The 15,771-nt window shown below is 60.6% G+C and carries 12 protein-coding genes and 1 tRNA gene; 5 read left to right on the plus strand and 8 right to left on the minus strand.

The features are described from left to right. Positions 1 to 39: 39 nt before the first annotated feature. From tnpA to KH208_RS12555, 6 genes are all read right to left on the minus strand, one after another. Positions 40 to 498, minus strand: a complete 459-nt coding sequence (gene tnpA, locus KH208_RS12530; RefSeq protein WP_291436765.1) for an IS200/IS605 family transposase — start codon at positions 496 to 498, stop codon at positions 40 to 42. A gap of 140 nt (positions 499 to 638) precedes the next feature. Then, on the minus strand, positions 639 to 2,069 hold the full coding sequence (locus KH208_RS12535; RefSeq protein WP_291436767.1) for a DegQ family serine endoprotease: 1,431 nt from the start codon (positions 2,067 to 2,069) through the stop codon (positions 639 to 641). Between the two features lie 14 nt (positions 2,070 to 2,083). Then, positions 2,084 to 3,550, minus strand: coding sequence for a 30S ribosomal protein S1 (locus KH208_RS12540; protein ID WP_291436769.1), 1,467 nt, complete (start codon positions 3,548 to 3,550; stop codon positions 2,084 to 2,086). Between the two features lie 325 nt (positions 3,551 to 3,875). Beyond that, complete coding sequence (locus tag KH208_RS12545) at positions 3,876 to 5,084, minus strand: MFS transporter (RefSeq protein WP_291436772.1); 1,209 nt, start codon at positions 5,082 to 5,084, stop codon at positions 3,876 to 3,878. A 413-nt stretch (positions 5,085 to 5,497) separates the two neighbouring features. Further along, positions 5,498 to 5,574, minus strand: a tRNA-Met gene (locus tag KH208_RS12550). Positions 5,575 to 5,652: 78 nt separating this feature from the next. Then, the gene (locus tag KH208_RS12555; RefSeq protein WP_291436773.1) at positions 5,653 to 6,450 is read right to left on the minus strand and encodes an undecaprenyl-diphosphate phosphatase; all 798 of its coding nucleotides are present in this window, start codon (positions 6,448 to 6,450) and stop codon (positions 5,653 to 5,655) included. A gap of 140 nt (positions 6,451 to 6,590) precedes the next feature. Between KH208_RS12555 and KH208_RS12560 the strand changes: the two genes are divergently transcribed. Beyond that, positions 6,591 to 6,779 carry a hypothetical protein gene (locus KH208_RS12560; protein WP_291436775.1) on the plus strand — a complete coding sequence of 63 codons (189 nt, stop codon included), beginning with the start codon at positions 6,591 to 6,593 and terminating at the stop codon, positions 6,777 to 6,779. Positions 6,780 to 6,881: 102 nt separating this feature from the next. On the opposite strand, the gene metG is transcribed toward KH208_RS12560, so the two are convergent. Beyond that, complete coding sequence (gene metG, locus KH208_RS12565; protein WP_291436777.1) at positions 6,882 to 8,879, minus strand: methionine--tRNA ligase; 1,998 nt, start codon at positions 8,877 to 8,879, stop codon at positions 6,882 to 6,884. 136 nt (positions 8,880 to 9,015) lie between these two features. Next, positions 9,016 to 10,125, minus strand: a complete 1,110-nt coding sequence (locus KH208_RS12570) for a regulatory iron-sulfur-containing complex subunit RicT (protein ID WP_291436778.1) — start codon at positions 10,123 to 10,125, stop codon at positions 9,016 to 9,018. Positions 10,126 to 10,400: 275 nt separating this feature from the next. Here KH208_RS12570 and KH208_RS12575 point away from each other — a divergent pair, with 275 nt between their 5' ends. From KH208_RS12575 to KH208_RS12590, 4 genes are all read left to right on the plus strand, one after another. Next, a complete protein-coding gene (locus KH208_RS12575; protein WP_291436814.1) occupies positions 10,401 to 10,958 on the plus strand; it encodes an HD domain-containing protein in 558 nt (185 codons plus the stop codon). A gap of 27 nt (positions 10,959 to 10,985) precedes the next feature. After that, the gene (locus KH208_RS12580; protein ID WP_291436781.1) at positions 10,986 to 12,290 is read left to right on the plus strand and encodes an ATP-dependent 6-phosphofructokinase; all 1,305 of its coding nucleotides are present in this window, start codon (positions 10,986 to 10,988) and stop codon (positions 12,288 to 12,290) included. Positions 12,291 to 12,304: 14 nt separating this feature from the next. After that, on the plus strand, positions 12,305 to 15,550 hold the full coding sequence (locus tag KH208_RS12585; RefSeq protein WP_291436783.1) for an exodeoxyribonuclease V subunit beta: 3,246 nt from the start codon (positions 12,305 to 12,307) through the stop codon (positions 15,548 to 15,550). Next, on the plus strand, positions 15,547 to 15,771 hold a 225-nt coding region (locus KH208_RS12590; RefSeq protein WP_291436785.1), incomplete at its 3' end, for a hypothetical protein. The genes KH208_RS12585 and KH208_RS12590, both read left to right, overlap by 4 nt.

Genomic DNA, 15,771 nt, shown 5'->3' on the forward strand with positions numbered 1-15,771 from the left:
CCTAGCAGGCGCTCTTGCGATCTGACATTTGCATTTCTGTTACTTGCAGCCCGTAAACGGGCTCCCTGGGTATGGTAGGCTCAACTGATCGCCAAGTTTATCCGACTCCAGCTGATGCTTGATGTAATCCTGAATCTTGGCCTTATTCTTGCCCACTGTATCGACGTAATACCCACGGCACCAAAACTCTCGATTGCGGTATTTGAACTTCAAATCCCCAAATTGTTCATAGATCATGAGACTACTCTTACCCTTCAGATAGCCCATAAAACTCGACACACTCATTTTGGGGGGAATCTCAAGCAGCATGTGGATGTGGTCTGGGCAACATTCTGCCTCCACTATTTTTACATCCTTCCATTCGCACAACTTGCGCAGAATTTCGCCAATGGCGTGCTTCTTTTCACCATAGAACACCTGGCGGCGATATTTAGGCGCAAAAACAATGTGATATTTGCAGTTCCACCTTGTGTGGGCTAAACTTTTGGCGTCACCCATCGTGACCTCCTTTTGATTTGTTGACTCGCAGTTGCCAGACCGCGAGACTTTTTAACAAATCAAAAGGAGTTTTACTGACATGACATGACAAAAAAGGCTGCCCCACTGGGAGGCAGCCCTGGTTGTCATTGGAAGGGCGCTTACTTGCCGAGGGGGATGGTGCGGAAGTACACATCTCCGCGCCGTTCAATCTGCAGCATAATGGCCCCGCGCTTCACGCCCACTTCTTTGACGATCTTGGAAAGGGCTTCCCCGCTGTTCACGGGCTTCAGGTTGGCCTTGAGGATCACGTCGCCGGGGCGCAGATCCGCTTCGGCGGCGGGCTTGTCGGGGTCGACGTCCACGATCAGCAGGCCTTCATCCTTGCCGAGCTTCATCTCGCGGCGTTCCTCCTCCTTGAGGGGACGCACCGAGAGGCCCAGGAGTCCTTCGTTCTGCTGCTTCTGGCCCATGCCGGGACGGCCGTCGCTCTGGCCGCTCTTACGTTCGCCCAGCGTCACCTTGAGGTCGAAGTTCTTGCCGTCGCGCCACACGGTCAGCACAGCGGTGCTGCCGGGTGCCTTGTCGGCAATGGCGCGCAACAGGGCCGCAGCGTCTTCGACATCTTTCTTGTCCACGGCGATAATCACGTCGCCGTCCTGCACGCCGCCCTTGGCGGCGGGCTCATTTTCCATGACGCTGCCCACCAGGGCGCCCGAGGGCTCTTTCATGCCCAGAGCTTTGGCGGTGTTTTCATCCATGTCCTGGATGCTCACGCCGATCCAGCCGCGGCTGATCTTTTTGCCGCTCTTGATCTGATTGATAATCTTGGCGGCCATATTGCTGGGAATGGCAAAGCCGATGCCCTGGCCGCTGGCGATGATGGCCGTGTTGATGCCCACTACCTGGCCGGCCATATTCAGCAGCGGACCGCCGCTGTTGCCGGGATTGATGGAGGCGTCTGTCTGGAGGAAGTTGTCGAACGGCCCGGAGCGGATATTGCGGCCCTTGGCCGAAAGAATGCCCGCGGTCACAGTGTGGTCCAGGCCGAAGGGATTGCCGATGGCCAGCAGCCATTCACCCACCTTAAGCGCGTCGGAATCGCCGAAGGTCAGGAAAGGCAGGGGCTTTTTGGCGTCCACTTTCAGCAGGGCCAGGTCGGTTTCCTCATCGGAGCCGATCAGCGTGGCCTTGAGGGTTTCACTTTTGCCGTTGTCTTCGTCCAGAGTGACGTGGATCACGTCGGCGTCGGCCACCACATGGTTGTTGGTCACGATGTAGCCGTCAGCGGACACGAGAAAGCCGGAACCCAGCGATTTCTGCTTCTGCTGAGGCCGCTTGCCTCCGCGCCCTTTGCCGCCGAACTGGTCAAAAAACTTTTCAAAGCCGGGGGGCATATTGCGGAACATTTCACCGAAGAAATCTTCAGGGCCGCCCCCGGAGGCCTTGCGTTCCGTGCCTATATTGACCACAGCCGGGCCGCTTTTCGCCGCCAGCTCGCTGAAGTCGGGCAGATCCGCCGCCTGCGAAAGCTGGGCCGAAGCCAGAAAGGCCACGGCAAGCAGTGCGGCGAGGTATTTTTTTACAATCATGGAACCACTCCTCATTACTTTTTTTGCATGGCTTTTTGCAAAGCCTGTGCCATGATGCCCATTCCATTGCCGGAAGAGGATGATCCGGCGGAGACATGCTGCTTCCAGGCTTTGTCCTCGGCGGACGCGGCGGCTTCGGAGCCTTCCGGAGCCAAACTGATGCGGCGAGCGGCACTGTCCAGATTTTGAACAATCAGGCTCACGCTGTCGCCCTTATCCAGCTTGCTGAACTGAGCAGCGTTTTTGGCGTTCTTGATCACTCCGGCGGGCAGCAGGGCGGTGACGCCCGGGGCCAGGGTCACAAACAGGCCGTACTGGGTGCGGCTTTCCACCGTGCCGGTCACAGTGGAACCCACGGCAAAGCGCTGGGCCGCGTCCTGCCAGGGATCGCCCTCGGCGTCGCGCAGGCTCAAGGCAATGCGCCGCGTCTCGGTGTTGACGTCCTTGATCTTGACGGAGACGGTCTCGCCCGCGCTGAGCACTTCCTCGGGCTTGTTGACCCGCTTGGCCCAGGACATTTCGGAAATATGAATCAAGCCTTCCACGCCGGGCAGCAGCTCGACAAACGCGCCGAAGGGAGCCAGGCGCACCACCCTGCCCTGCACCACGGCGCCCGCGCTCAAGCGTTCCGGGGCCTCCTGCCAGGGGTCGCCCTCGGCCTGCTTGCGCGAAAGAGAAATCCGGATCTGGCCCTTATCGTTTTTGCTGATGCCGAGCACCTTGACCCGGACAAGATCGCCGGGGGACACCGCCTCGTCCGCCGCGCCCACACGGGACCAGGACAGCTCCGAGAGATGGATCATGCCTTCCACCGCCGGAGCCAGTTCCATGAACGCGCCGAAGGGGGCCAGACGGGTGATCCGCCCTTCCACGGTGTCGCCTTCCTTGAGGGTTTCCAGCAGCTTGTCCAGATTTTCCTGGCGCTCGCGTTCCAGCAGCGCGCGCCGCGAAACCACGATGTTCCGGCCCCGGTTTTCCACCCGGATGATCAGGAACTGCATGCCGCGCCCCACCAGGGAGTCGGCGTCGCCCGAGGAAGCGTCCATCTGACTGCCGGGACAGAAAGCCGTCTTGCCCAGCACCTCAACCGTGTAACCGCCCTTGCAGACGGCGGTCACCCTGCCGTCCACCGGCAGAGCGGCGTCGCGGGCCTCTTCCAGAGCGGCCACGCCGCTGCCGCTCATGGAGCGGGACAGGCGGATTTCCTGCGGGGAGACAGCAATGACCCAGGCTTCCACGCTGTCGCCGGGCCCCGCGCTTTCCTTGCCCTCGGCATCCAGAATGTCCTTGCGCTCCATGATGCCGTCCACCTTGATGCCCATATCCACAAAGACGCTGTCGCCGGTGACGGCAATGACGGTGCCGCTGACCTTCTGGCCCGGCTGCAAGCGGCCGGAAGAAGCGCTGTGCGCCGCCAGCATGGCGGCAAAATCTTCAGTGGCTTCTTCCTGCGCGGGGCTTTCTATTTTTTCCTCAGTCATATTTCCTGCTCCTCCAAACTGGGCGTTTTGTTAAGTTGGTAATCATAGCCTATCCTTTTATGGATGACAATGAAGACACAGGCCGCCCGGCGGCCGGATTACGGCCCGGCATATGGTTTCCGGGGCACAAGGGGACGGAATTTTTTCTAGAAACTGAATGAAAATTTTACACATGCATAATTTTTGACCAGCAGTCGGGCGGAAGAGATCGCAGCAGGCTATCCGGATTTTTCAGCGACACAAGCACACATCCCGTTTTGCGGCAAATTTTTCTTTATGGAAAACTTGAAATATTTTTTTACAACCTCACCATGAGCGACGCTGCTCAACGGGCGGAATCGAACCTGCGCATCAATAGAACCGGCACGGCGGCCACCGCCGCCGCTACCGCCATGATCGCATAGATGGCATTCATGCTCCAGGCGGAGGCCAGGAAGCCGAAAAGAAGCGGGGTCAGCATGTTGGTTATGCCGCGCAGAAAGGAATTGATGGAGAACACGTCGCCGTAGGAGGCGGCATCCCGTACGGGTTCGGTGATGATGGCCTGAATGACCGGAACGGTGCCCTTGGTCACAATGCCGAGCAGCAAGGCGCTACTGACAATGAGGACAAGCTGGTCCGCCATGATCAGAGCGCAGAGCAAAGCCGTCAGCAGCAGTTCGGCGGCCACGAAAACCTTTCGCGGTCCGAAACTGTCCACAAAGCGGCCGCAGGCCATCTTGCCGAGAAAAGAGCCCACCGAAAACCCCAGGGCAAAGGAACCGATGATGGTAGGGTCCACCTCCTTGCCGATCAGCAGCAAGGGAAGAAACGTGAATATCCGGTCGTTGCTGAACGCGTTCAGAATGCTGGCGAACATGGCCAGGAATATTTCCCTGTCCCTGAACATGCCGAACGCGGGAAAATTCCTGCCCCCGGGGGCTTCCTCCCGCGTTTCGGGGCGCTCGCCCCGGCAGGAGACAAAGAGCCAGAACGCGGCAGCGAGCGCCGCCGCGCCGTATGTGATGCAGACCATCCGCCAACCCGGAAAGCCCCCGAATGAATATGCGGCGACAAAGGCCGCCAAGGAAACCAGGGGGATTCTGCCCACGTCGCCTATGGCGGTAAAATCGCTCATGACCCTGCCCAGGCGGCGTCTTTCGGTGTGCAGCGTCAGGTAGGAAAATGCAATATTATGAAAGACATTGTAGCCCGTCACGGCCAGAATGAAGCACAGACCGGCGACCACGATGTTGCCGGAGAAGGTGGCCGCGCAAAATCCGGCCCCGCACACGGCGGTCACCAGGGTGATGGTCTGCATGAAGCCCAGTTTTCGGGCCAGAAGCAACGTGCCCAGACCGGCTGCCGTGCCTGCGGCGGTGCCCACGGAAACGATCAGGCCCACGGCTTTTTCCCCTTCACCGAAGGAAAGGACCATAAAAGCGAGCAGAATGGGAACCGCGTCAAAAAGTCCGTCAATCAAAATGTGGTAAGCATTGAGCAGAATATAGCGGGCGCGGGAAAGCATGGCATCTTCCTGTGCGAAACTGTCCACAAGCTGCCGCCGTTATCGCTCCCCACAGCGCTATCGGCCTGGTGGGTCACAGCTTCGCCGTGAGCGGTTCAGGCAAACCGCGCCGATACGGCTGACGCACGGCAATAACGCGATCTTGCCGTGTGTGTCGCGGGCAGATACGGGCGTCAGCTCACGCGGACGCCCGGCGGATAATTTTTATGTTGATTCGCTCTACCAACCTCACTTTGGCACGGCTGTCAAAGATTTTTTGAACGCGCGGGGAAGTTCGACAGGGTCAAGCCGGTACGCCCGTTGCGCCAAAAACATGATTTTAAGCGAAGCGATTTTCGCCATTCAAAATGACGTTTTCGTGGTACCTTGTGGCAAAGGAAAAGAAAAACCCTGAAAGGTTATGCCGTTCAGGGTTTCCCTGCCCTATTCAGGGCGAAATTTGGTAGCAAGGGAGGGATTTGAACCCCCGACACTGCGGGTATGAACCGCATGCTCTGACCAACTGAGCTACCTTGCCGTATTGCGCCCCCATAGTGGCGCGTCGAATTCTTTATACAATTTGCCGGGGCTTGGCAAGCGCTTTTTGCGCTATCCGTCAATTCACCATAAAATAATAGACAAAGGGCGCGAGCAGCAGGCGGTAGACGGCAAAGGGCACCAGGGTCATCCGCCCCACCAGGGCCACGAAAACCTTGACCGCCAGCAGGGCCGAAATGAAGGAGCCCGCTATGCCCACCACGAAAAAGGGAATGTCCGCCGCAGTGAACAGGCTGAGATTTTTCAGCATGTCAAAGCTCGTAGCCGCTACCATGATGGGCACCGCCGCGATAAAGGAATATTCCGCCGCCAGCGGCCGCTTTGCCCCCAACAGCATGCCGCCCATGATGGTGGCCGCCGAGCGCGAAAAACCGGGCCAGAGAGCCAGGCACTGGAAACAGCCGATGCCCAGGGCCAGACGCGGCGTCATGTCGTCCAGGCTGATGCAGGTGGGCTTGTGCTTGCGCCGTTCCACAAGAATCATGCACACGGCCCCCACCACCAGGGCAATGAGCACGGTGGAAGGCCGGAACAGATATTCCTTGATCAGGGAGTGGAGCAACAGGCCCATCACGCAGGCGGGCAGCGAAGTGAGGATCAGCAGCCAGATGCCGCGCATGCCCGCGAAGCGCACGTAGGGTTGCGGCTGGATCAGGCCCCAGAAGCGTTTCCAGTACAGCACCACCACGGCCATAATGGCCCCGAGTTGAATTACAACCTCAAAAGTGGCGGCCCGCTCCCCTACAAAATTAAGCAGATCGCCCACAAGAATCAGATGCCCCGAGGAGGAGACCGGCAGAAATTCGGTCAGTCCTTCCACGACGCTCAAAATAAGGGCGGTGAGCAGATTATCCATATTGGGTCTCCGGGCGGCCCGCCGCGTTGCGCGGCAGTTCGCTGCTTTTCGATATCCGGCCGTGATACAGTCGTTTACAACGCGGCATTGCCAAAAAACCGCGCCATGGCTATGTAACAGAAAAAGTGAGGACTACCCCGATGCCGACCATTATGCCCCAGAGCGAACTTGTGCGCAAAGCCATTGCCTATCTGAACGAGGAACACAAACGCGACCCCCGCAAAAGTCTGTCCAGCCTGCTGGATGAAGCGGGCATGCGTTTCAACCTTACGCCTGTGGACGCTGAAGCTCTGGAATTTCTTTTCCGTAAAGAACAGAAACGCGACTAGATGTCGAGTGTCAATACGTTGTTCACCCTGTCCTCGTCTCGGCTTGCTGTTGTCGGCTAACTCCGGTTGAGGCAGGGTGAACAACCTGTTGAAACTTTACACCTAGGCGATTTCGCTGCCGTCGGGAACGGCCTTGGCCACAGCCAGCAGGCTGAGCTCGTCTCCGCCCTGGGCGGTGAGCACCATGCCGTGGGACATCAGGCCCCGGATCTTGCGCGGCGTCAGATTCAGCACGGCGCAGACCTGTTTGCCCACCAGATCTTCGGGGGCGTAATATTCCGCCAGTCCTGAAAGAATCTGACGCAACCGCCCTTCCCCGAAATCGATTTCCAGACGGAGGATGCGGTCCGCGTTGGGATGCCGTTCCGCCACACGCACTGTGCCCACCCGCAGATCCAGAGCCTTGAAGTGATCAAAATCCACCTCGGGCCGTCCCGCTGTTGCGGCGGGCGCGGGAGCCGCGGCTTTGGCTTCGTCGGGCTTGTCCGTCTTCTTTTCTTTATGTTTTTCTTTAACTTTCGGCGCGGGCGTCTTGTCCCCGTCCGTACCGGCATTTTTCTTCACGTCGATGCGCGGGAAAAGATTGGACGTTGCCGCCACCTGCGTGCCCGCTGCCAGCCCTCCGAAGCAAATGATTTCGTCATCCAGGTTGGGTATCGGGGGCAGCCCCTCTTCCACGTGCTGGCCCAATTGTTCCAGCATCCGGCGGGACGCGGCGGGCATGACCGGCCAGAGGCAAAGCGCGATTTTACGCATGGCCGCCAGCAGAATATACATGACCGTGGCCAGCCGCTCCATATTGCCCTGCTTGTGCAGGGCCCAGGGGGCCTGGCTGTCCACGTATTTGTTCAGGGCGCGTACCAGCTCCCAGAGGGACTCCAAAGCCTGGGCGAACTGCACGTTGCCGAACAACTGGGAGAAATTGCGCATGGCCGTGGCGCACAGTTCCACCATGGCCTCATCTTCCGGCTCGCGCTGCTTGGGTTGAGGCACGCAACTGCCGAAATATTTGGCTGTCATGGAGAGCACCCGGCTGAAAAGATTGCCAAGGTCATTGGCCAGGTCGGCGTTGATCCTGCCGATCAGGGATTCCTCACTGAAACTGGCGTCCGAGCCGAAGTGCATTTCGCGCAGCAGGAAGTAGCGGAAGGCGTCCAGCCCGAAACGTCGGCCCGTCTCCAGGGGGTCCACCACATTGCCCAGTGATTTTGACATCTTGGTATCCCGAGAAAGCCAGTAGCCGTGCACATTGAGGTGCTTATACAACGGCAGACCGGCGGCCTTGAGCATAGTGGGCCAGAATACGGCGTGCGGCTTGAGGATGTCTTTCGCCACCAGATGTTCACCGGGCCAGTAACGGGCATAGTCAGCCCCGTCGGGCCAGCCCAGAGCGCTGATGTAGTTGATCAGGGCGTCGAACCAGACGTAGCAGACGTAATCCCTGTCAAACGGCAGCTCAATGCCCCAGGTCAGGCGCGTCTTCGGGCGGGAGATGCACAGATCCTCCAGCGCGCCCGATTCCAGCATGGCCAGCACTTCCGTGCGGTAGCGCTCGGGCCGGATAAAATCCGGATGCTGGCTGATATACTCCCGCAGCCAGGGCAGATATTTGGACATGCGGAAGAAGTAGTTCTTTTCACTGATGAATTCCGGCTTGGTCAGATGCTGGGGGCAGAGGCCGTTTTCCAGCTCCTTTTCCGTGTAGAAGCGTTCACAGCCGTAACAGTAATGGCCGCCGAACTCGCCGAAATAGATGTCGCCGGCGTCATACACTTTTTGCAGAAAGTCCTGCACCGTGCGCTTGTGCGCCTCGTCGGTGGTGCGCACGAAACGGTCGTTGGCAATGCCCAGTTGCGGCCAGAGCGCCCGGAAACGGCCGCTGATGGCGTCCACAAATTCCTTGGGGGTCTGTCCCTGCTTTTCGGCGGCCTGCACGATCTTGTCGCCGTGCTCGTCCGTGCCGGTCAGGAAGAGCGTGTCCTCGCCCAGCAGTTTGTGGAAGCGAGCCAAGGAATCCGCCACAATGGTGGTATAGGCATGCCCCAAGTGGGGATTGGCATTGACGTAGTAAATGGGCGTGGTGATGAAAAAGCTTTTCACACAAGGCTCCGTGCTGTTGACTTGAACCCAATTGCCTTTGGCTCCGCCGCTTGCGCAAGACCCCGCTTCCATGCCCGGAAACGGCCTCGCGGCCCGCTTGGTGTGGGGAGTCGCGGAGGCCCGGCAACAAAAGATACTACTCGTTTTCCGGGCGCTGCGCGGGCTTGCGCCGACGCTTGCGGCGTCCTTTGCCCGCCTCGCCGGCTCCCGATGACCCGGACGGCGTGCCGCCCTTCTCTTCCCGGCTCTCAGCAAAATTCACCGTATCCGGCCGCTCCGCAGCCTGCCCGTCCTCATTGCTCCGGCTTTCCTCCGGAGGCAGCAAGTCGTCAAACAGACCAGGGTCTTCCACTGTGTCGGGCGTCACGGAAACCACCAGCAAACCGTCACCCTGGCGGGGCTTGGCGGTCGGCTTGGGTTGGCCGCCCTGCTGCTGGGGCTCGGGACGATGAGGAGCCAGAGCCTGCCATTCGTCCAGGCTCAGTTCCAGTTCCTCGTTATTTTCCGTGATCACGGACAGGGAGTTGCGGAACATATTGGCCCGCAGCACCTTCATGCCGCCCCGGTCGGTCTGGTATTTCTTGCCCAGGCGCGGACAATAGCGGTGGAAATGGTCGTAATTTTCCTGCTCATAGGAAAGGCAGCAGAGCAGACGGCCGCAGATGCCGGAAATTTTGGCCGGATTGAGAAAGAGATTCTGTTCCTTGGCCATGCGGATGGTCACCGGGGCGAACTTGCGCAGATAGCGACGGCAGCAGCAGACCATGCCGCAATTGCCCACCGCGCCCACCATCTGGGTTTCATGGCGGACGCCGATCTGGCGCAGCTCAATGCGGGCACGGTATTCGCGCACCAGATCCTTGACCAGATCGCGAAAGTCGATGCGCGCGGGCGCCGTGAAGTAAAAGATCAGCTTGCTGCGGTCGAAAAAGACCTCCACATCCACCAGTTTCATGTCCAGGCGGCGGTCGCGGATGCATTGGCGGCAATAGGCCGTGGCCTCGCGGGCCAGTGCCTTGTTTTCCCTTCCGGTCTCCATATCCGTGGAGCCCGCCTGGCGCAGAATGGCGGGCAGGTCCCGCTCTTCCATGCCGGGCAGACCTTCAAGCGGGCCGGAAACAACCTCGGCCAGGGTCACGCCCTGGTCGGCCTCAATCAAAACATGGTCGCCGCGCTTGAGCTCCGGCGGGCCGGAATAGTAATTCGTCTGCCCGAGCTCGCGAAATTTAATACCAAATATGGGCATAAGCATCACTGCGGTAAAACGTCAAAAGAATTTGTCCAAGGGATTGCTTTTCGGCCATATTGGTCTTGCTGTCAACAGCGACGGGCCGCGGCGCGCTCCGCTTGACCTTGTCCGGCCATCCGTTGCTGGCCGGTAGGGGGGAGACGGCAGCTCCCCCCGGACACGGCCTCGGCATCCCCGTATTTTTGGGGGCTCCGGCCTTTCCCAATATTGCCGTCCCGTCTTGCCATCGTTGCGCCCCTGTTTTACATTTAAAGCATAAAGGGGGCCTGATGATGATCAAACGAGACGAAGCCCTGAAACTGCTGGCGGACCAGGGCACGCCGGTATCGTTGCTGCAACACGCTTTGGCTGCGGAGGCCATTATGCGCACCTTGGCGCGCCGTTTCGGCGAGGATGAGGATATGTGGGGCCTGACCGGGCTGCTGCATGATCTGGACTACCCCGCTACCGCTGAAGCGCCCGAGCGTCATGGTCTGGAAAGCGCGACCATGCTGACCGGCAAACTGCCGGAAGAGGCCCTGGCCGCCATCCGCGCCCATAACGGCGAAATGAACGGCGCTGCTCCGCAATGCCGTTTCGATTACGCCCTGCGTTGCGGCGAGACGGTCACGGGGCTCATCAGTGCGGCGGCGCGCATGCGCCCCACAGGCCTGGAAGGCATGGAGCCCAAAAGCATCAAGAAAAAGATGAAGGACAAGGCCTTTGCCGCCAGTGTGAATCGCGACAATATCCGTCAGTGCGCCGACGTCGGGCTGGAATTGGACGATTTTCTGGCGCTGTCCATTGAAGCCATGCACGGCAAGGCCGCCGAACTGGGCCTGAGCAAATAGCGTTTTACCTTTTTTATGAGGCAGATCATGGAAGAATGCGCGCTGGATACAAGTATCCGTACCTTGGGGCCCTGCAAGCTGGAATCGCATCTGCCCTACCGCACCTGGGCCGACGACAAACGCATTCAGATTTTTGTGGATGAGGAGTTGAGCGAACACAACGGAGAGGCCTGCTGCGTTTGTTTCGAGGCGGCAGGGCCGCGTAAAAAGCTCTATTTCGACTCCTCCCGCGCCAAGTGCGCCATCGTCACCTGCGGCGGCCTGTGTCCCGGCATCAACGACGTGATCCGCGCTATCGTCATGGAGGCCTACCATGCCTACAATGTACCTGCCATTGTGGGCATTCCCTACGGCCTGGAGGGTTTCATCCCCAAGTACCGGCACGCCCTGCGGGAGCTGACCCCGGACGTGGTGGCCGACATCCATCGCTTCGGCGGCACTATTCTGGGCTCGTCGCGCGGGCCGCAGTCGCCCGAGGAAATCGTGGACACCCTTGAGCGCTGCAACGTCAACGCGCTTTTCGTCATCGGCGGCGACGGCACCATGAAGGCGGCGCTTTCCATCAGCCGGGAAGTGCAGAATCGGGGTCTGAAGATCGCGGTGATCGGCATTCCCAAAACCATTGACAACGACATCAATTTCATCCCCCAGTCGTTTGGCTTTGAAACCGCCGTGTTCAAGGCCACCGAGGCCATTGAGTGCGCCCACACCGAAGCCTGCGGCACGCCCAACGGCATCGGCCTGGTCAAACTCATGGGCCGGGAGTCCGGATTTATCGCCGCGCGAGCCACGCTGGCCCTCAAGGAAGTGAACTTCGTGCTGATTCCGGAAGCGCCCTTCACCCTGGAGGGCGAAGGCGGCCTGCTGCCCGCCCTGGAAGAACGCCTGCGCTCCAGAGGGCATGCGGTCATCGTGGCGGCCGAGGGCGCGGGCCAGCATCTGCTGAAGCACAGCGCGGGCACCGACGCCTCGGGCAATCCCGTACTGGGCGAAGTGGCCGACCTTTTGCGCAAGGAAATCAATACCTATCTCAACGCCCGCCAGATGGAGCATTCCATCAAATACATCGACCCCAGTTACATCATCCGTTCCGTACCGGCCAACGCCAACGACAAGGTCTACTGCGGCTTTCTGGGCCAGTACGCGGTGCATGCGGCCATGGCCGGGCGTACCGACATGGTGGTGGCCAAGCTGCAGGACCGTTACGTGCATCTGCCCCTGCAACTGGTCACTCAAACGCGCCGCAAACTGAACATCTATTCCGATCTCTGGCGCGCGGTGCTGGAATCCACGGGTCAGGGCATGCTCAAAGGCATGCTGCCGCCCGAATAGAGGACGCTCGCCGCATGTCCCGTCTCTGCCAGGTCAAGGCCTCGGCCGGTTCCGGCAAAACCTACGAGCTGACCCGCTGTTTTCTGTTGCGCCTGATGGAATGCGGGCATGCCTCGGGTGTGGCGGCTTCCCCGGCCTGCGCGCTGGTGTCGGAGGGCCGCCAGTGCGGCTGGGGCGACATCCTGGCCGTCACCTTTACCAACGCCGCCGCCGCTGAAATGCGCGACCGCGTCATCCGCCACCTGAAAAGCGCGGCTCTGGGCGCACGCGCGGAAGACATCCCCCTTGATGCGGACGAGGCCCGCCGCTGGGTGGACGTGATCATGCGCGATCTGAGCGCCCTGAATATCCGCACCATTGACAGTCTGCTGCATCTTATTGTGCGGGCCGCCGCCCTGGAGCTGAATCTCCATCCCGATTTCCAGCCCGTCTTTGCTACCGAGGAGGCTCTGGCTCCCTACCTGGACCTTTTTATGGAACGGGCCTGGCGGGAAGACGCGGCCATGCGCGATCTTTTGCGCGAGGCCTGTCGGGCTCTGGTGGTGCACGGCCAGAGCAAGGGTTTTCTGGCCGGGGAGAAACTGCTCCGCCAGCTGCGGGATTTACTGGACGATGTACTGCTGGGGCGTTTTGAAGATCTGACCCCGGAGGCAGTTCTTAAAGAAAAGCTTCAAGAAATGGATGCGGCCGCCGTGCGGGCCGCGCGGGAATTCCTGACCTCCGCGCAGGCCGCCGATTTGCGCTGGAAAAAGCTGGCACTGGGCGCTGTGGAACAACTTTCCTGGGGCCAGGTGGAAAAATGCTCTTCCGCCTTTGCAAGCAAGGAGGCAGCTGAAGAACTCTTTCTCAAAAATACCGTGGTGCCGGAAGCAACCGCGCGAGCCTTTGCCGCCTACTCAGCCCGCGCCCGCCGCCGGGCCGAGGAAGGCGCGCTGATTGTCCAGGCCCTGCGCATCGCCCCCTTTGTGCGCCTGGCACAGGCCCTGGTGGCCGCTTTTCTGCGGAATCAGGAACAGGAAGGCGCGCTGCCCGGCCTGCTGGTGCCGCGCCTGGCCCGCGAAGTGCTGGAGGGCGAACGCGGCGTGCCGGAAGCGCTCTGCCGTCTGGGCACACGCCTGACCCATTTTCTGGTGGATGAATTTCAGGACACCAGCCGCGAGCAATGGCAGGCCCTGCGCCCCTTGCTGGAAGAGGCTCTGTCGCGCGGCGGCTCCCTGACCTGGGTGGGCGACGTCAAGCAGTCCATCTACGGCTGGCGCGGCGGCGAACCGGAGCTGTTCGACGCGGTCTTTGAGGATCAGGGGCTGACGCGGCTGGCTCCCGGCGGTGAACGCCGCAATCTTCCCCGCAACTGGCGCAGCCGCCGGGAAGTGGTGGAGCACAACAACCGGATTTTTGCCCCCCTGGAGAATACGGCCACGGCGCAACGGGTGCTGGCCGCCCTGCTGCCCGGCGATACGCCGCCGGAAGTTCTGACCGCGGCCACGCGACGCCTGAACCGGGCTTTTGCGGGCACGGCCCAGCAATGTCCGCCCAAACCACGGGAAGGCGGCCTGGTACGGGCCGAGGAGATTCAAGGCGCCACGCAGGACGACCTGCGGGATTGTGTGCTGGAGCGCCTTTGCGGTTTGTTGCGGGACGAAATCGGCCCGCGCAGGCCCTGGTCCGACGTGCTGGTGCTGGTGCGCGGCAATGAAACTGCCCGCGTGACCGCCGAAGGTCTGGTGCACGAGGGCATTCCGGTCATCACGGAAAACAGCCTGCTGCTGGCGGAACACCCGCTCATTGTGCAGACTGTGGCCTTGCTGGCTTTTCTGGACAATCCCGACGACGACATCGCCTTTTGGACCATGCTCACGGGTTCCATCGTGCTTGAGCACCCGCAGGCGGCGGAACTCGACTGGGAAATGTTGCACGGCTGGTGCGCGGAGCCGGGCCAAGGACCATTGCATCTGCGTTTCAGGCGGCGCTGGCCGTTGATCTGGCGGAACCTGCTGGCCCCCTTTCACAGTCAGTCCGGCCTGATGACGCCCTATGACACGGTGCTGGAATGGTTTACGCGCCTGGACGTGGAAACGCGCTTTCCGGAAGCCAGGACGTTCCTGCGCCGTTTCATGGAGGTGTTGCACAGCGCTGAAGAAAAAGGCCTGGCTACCCTGTCCACGTTTCTTGAGCACTGGCAAGACAAAAGCGGCGAGGAAAAAGTGCCCATGCCCGAAAACATGAATGCCGTGCGCGTCATGACCATTCATAAATCCAAGGGGCTGGAAGCGCCGGTGGTGATCCTGCCCTGGACCAGCTTCAGCGTGCGCCCGTCAGGGCGTCCCGTCCTGCTGGAACGCGGCGGTCTGCGCCTGGCGGTGCCCAACCGCAAGGCTCTGGGCGAAATCTACTATCAGGATCTGGCGCGGCAAGCCTGCGAAAATCTGGATCTGCTCTATGTGGCCTTTACCAGGGCCAGAGACGAACTGCACATTTTTCGTACCGGCACGCCGGGTCTGGACAATAAAAGCGGCTCGCTCTGCGCGGCCCTGGATATTCTCTGGCAGGAGGCCGATCTGAGTCTGCCCTACAGCCAGGGGACGCCGGTGGGGTGCTCACACGGCGGGGCAATGGACGAAGACTCCCGTCCCGCCCCCACCGCCGCGCCGTTTACCGAGGCGGCTGTGCCGGAACAGGATTGGCGGCCCATGCAGTGGCTGCCGCGCCTGAAAATCTTCCGCAATCCGCTGGGCGGCTTTGCCTTCAAGGCCGAAGACCGCTGCAGCCTGCTTCACTTTTGCCTGGAGCATCTGCGCATTACCGGGCAGGCGGAGGAGGATGCCGGGGCCGCCCTGTCGTTCGGCCTGCGCAACTATCCCCTGCCTGTGCCGGATGACCCCGCCCTGCGCGACTCGCTGGCCGGGGCTCTGACCTGGTTCGCGTCCCAGCCCGAGGCTGGGCGCTGGCTTGAGCGGGGCTGGCCCGAGCAGTCGCTTATGGACGAACAGGGCCATGTGTTGCGTATGGATCTGCTGGTGCGCGAATCCTGGGGACCGCTGGTCATCGACTACAAAAGCGGCCGTCTTGAAGCGGGACACATTGATCAGGTGCGCCGCTATCTGAGCTGCCTTGAGCAAAGCGGCGACTACGGCGGTACGGCGCGCGGCCTGCTGGTCTATCTTGATCAGCGGCGCTTCCAGATGGTGGAGGCGATGCGGGTTTCGCCCCTGTGCGAAACGTGCGCCGAGCTCTTGCCGTCGCCGGCGAGCGGATTATGAGCGGTTCGCCCTTTCTGATTTTTCCCTGGCAGCGGCCTTTTCTGCCGGATCTGAAAGCCGTGCTGGAAGATTGCGGCGACGGCCGCTCCGGTTCCGCTCTGCTGATTGTGCCTCATAACCGCCCCTGGCGTTATCTTTTGCAACTCTATGCCAAGGATGGGGGGCCACGCCTGTTGCCGAAGGTTCTCACACTGGCCGATATGGTCAAAGTCTGGCGGGCC

This window comes from Desulfovibrio sp., from assembly GCF_018379785.1.
Classification (GTDB): Bacteria; Desulfobacterota; Desulfovibrionia; order Desulfovibrionales; family Desulfovibrionaceae; genus Desulfovibrio.

Excerpts from the sequence above, each read along its gene's own strand:
- KH208_RS12560 (WP_291436775.1), top strand. The coding sequence starts at position 6,591 with ATGCCGACCATTATGCCCCAGAGCGAACTTGTGCGCAAAGCCATTGCC.
- KH208_RS12580 (WP_291436781.1), top strand. The coding sequence starts at position 10,986 with ATGGAAGAATGCGCGCTGGATACAAGTATCCGTACCTTGGGGCCCTGC.
- tnpA (WP_291436765.1), bottom strand. The coding sequence starts at position 498 with ATGGGTGACGCCAAAAGTTTAGCCCACACAAGGTGGAACTGCAAATAT.
- KH208_RS12575 (WP_291436814.1), top strand. The coding sequence starts at position 10,401 with ATGATCAAACGAGACGAAGCCCTGAAACTGCTGGCGGACCAGGGCACG.
- KH208_RS12585 (WP_291436783.1), top strand. The coding sequence starts at position 12,305 with ATGTCCCGTCTCTGCCAGGTCAAGGCCTCGGCCGGTTCCGGCAAAACC.
- KH208_RS12570 (WP_291436778.1), bottom strand. The coding sequence starts at position 10,125 with ATGCCCATATTTGGTATTAAATTTCGCGAGCTCGGGCAGACGAATTAC.
- KH208_RS12535 (WP_291436767.1), bottom strand. The coding sequence starts at position 2,069 with ATGATTGTAAAAAAATACCTCGCCGCACTGCTTGCCGTGGCCTTTCTG.
- KH208_RS12540 (WP_291436769.1), bottom strand. The coding sequence starts at position 3,550 with ATGACTGAGGAAAAAATAGAAAGCCCCGCGCAGGAAGAAGCCACTGAA.
- KH208_RS12555 (WP_291436773.1), bottom strand. The coding sequence starts at position 6,450 with ATGGATAATCTGCTCACCGCCCTTATTTTGAGCGTCGTGGAAGGACTG.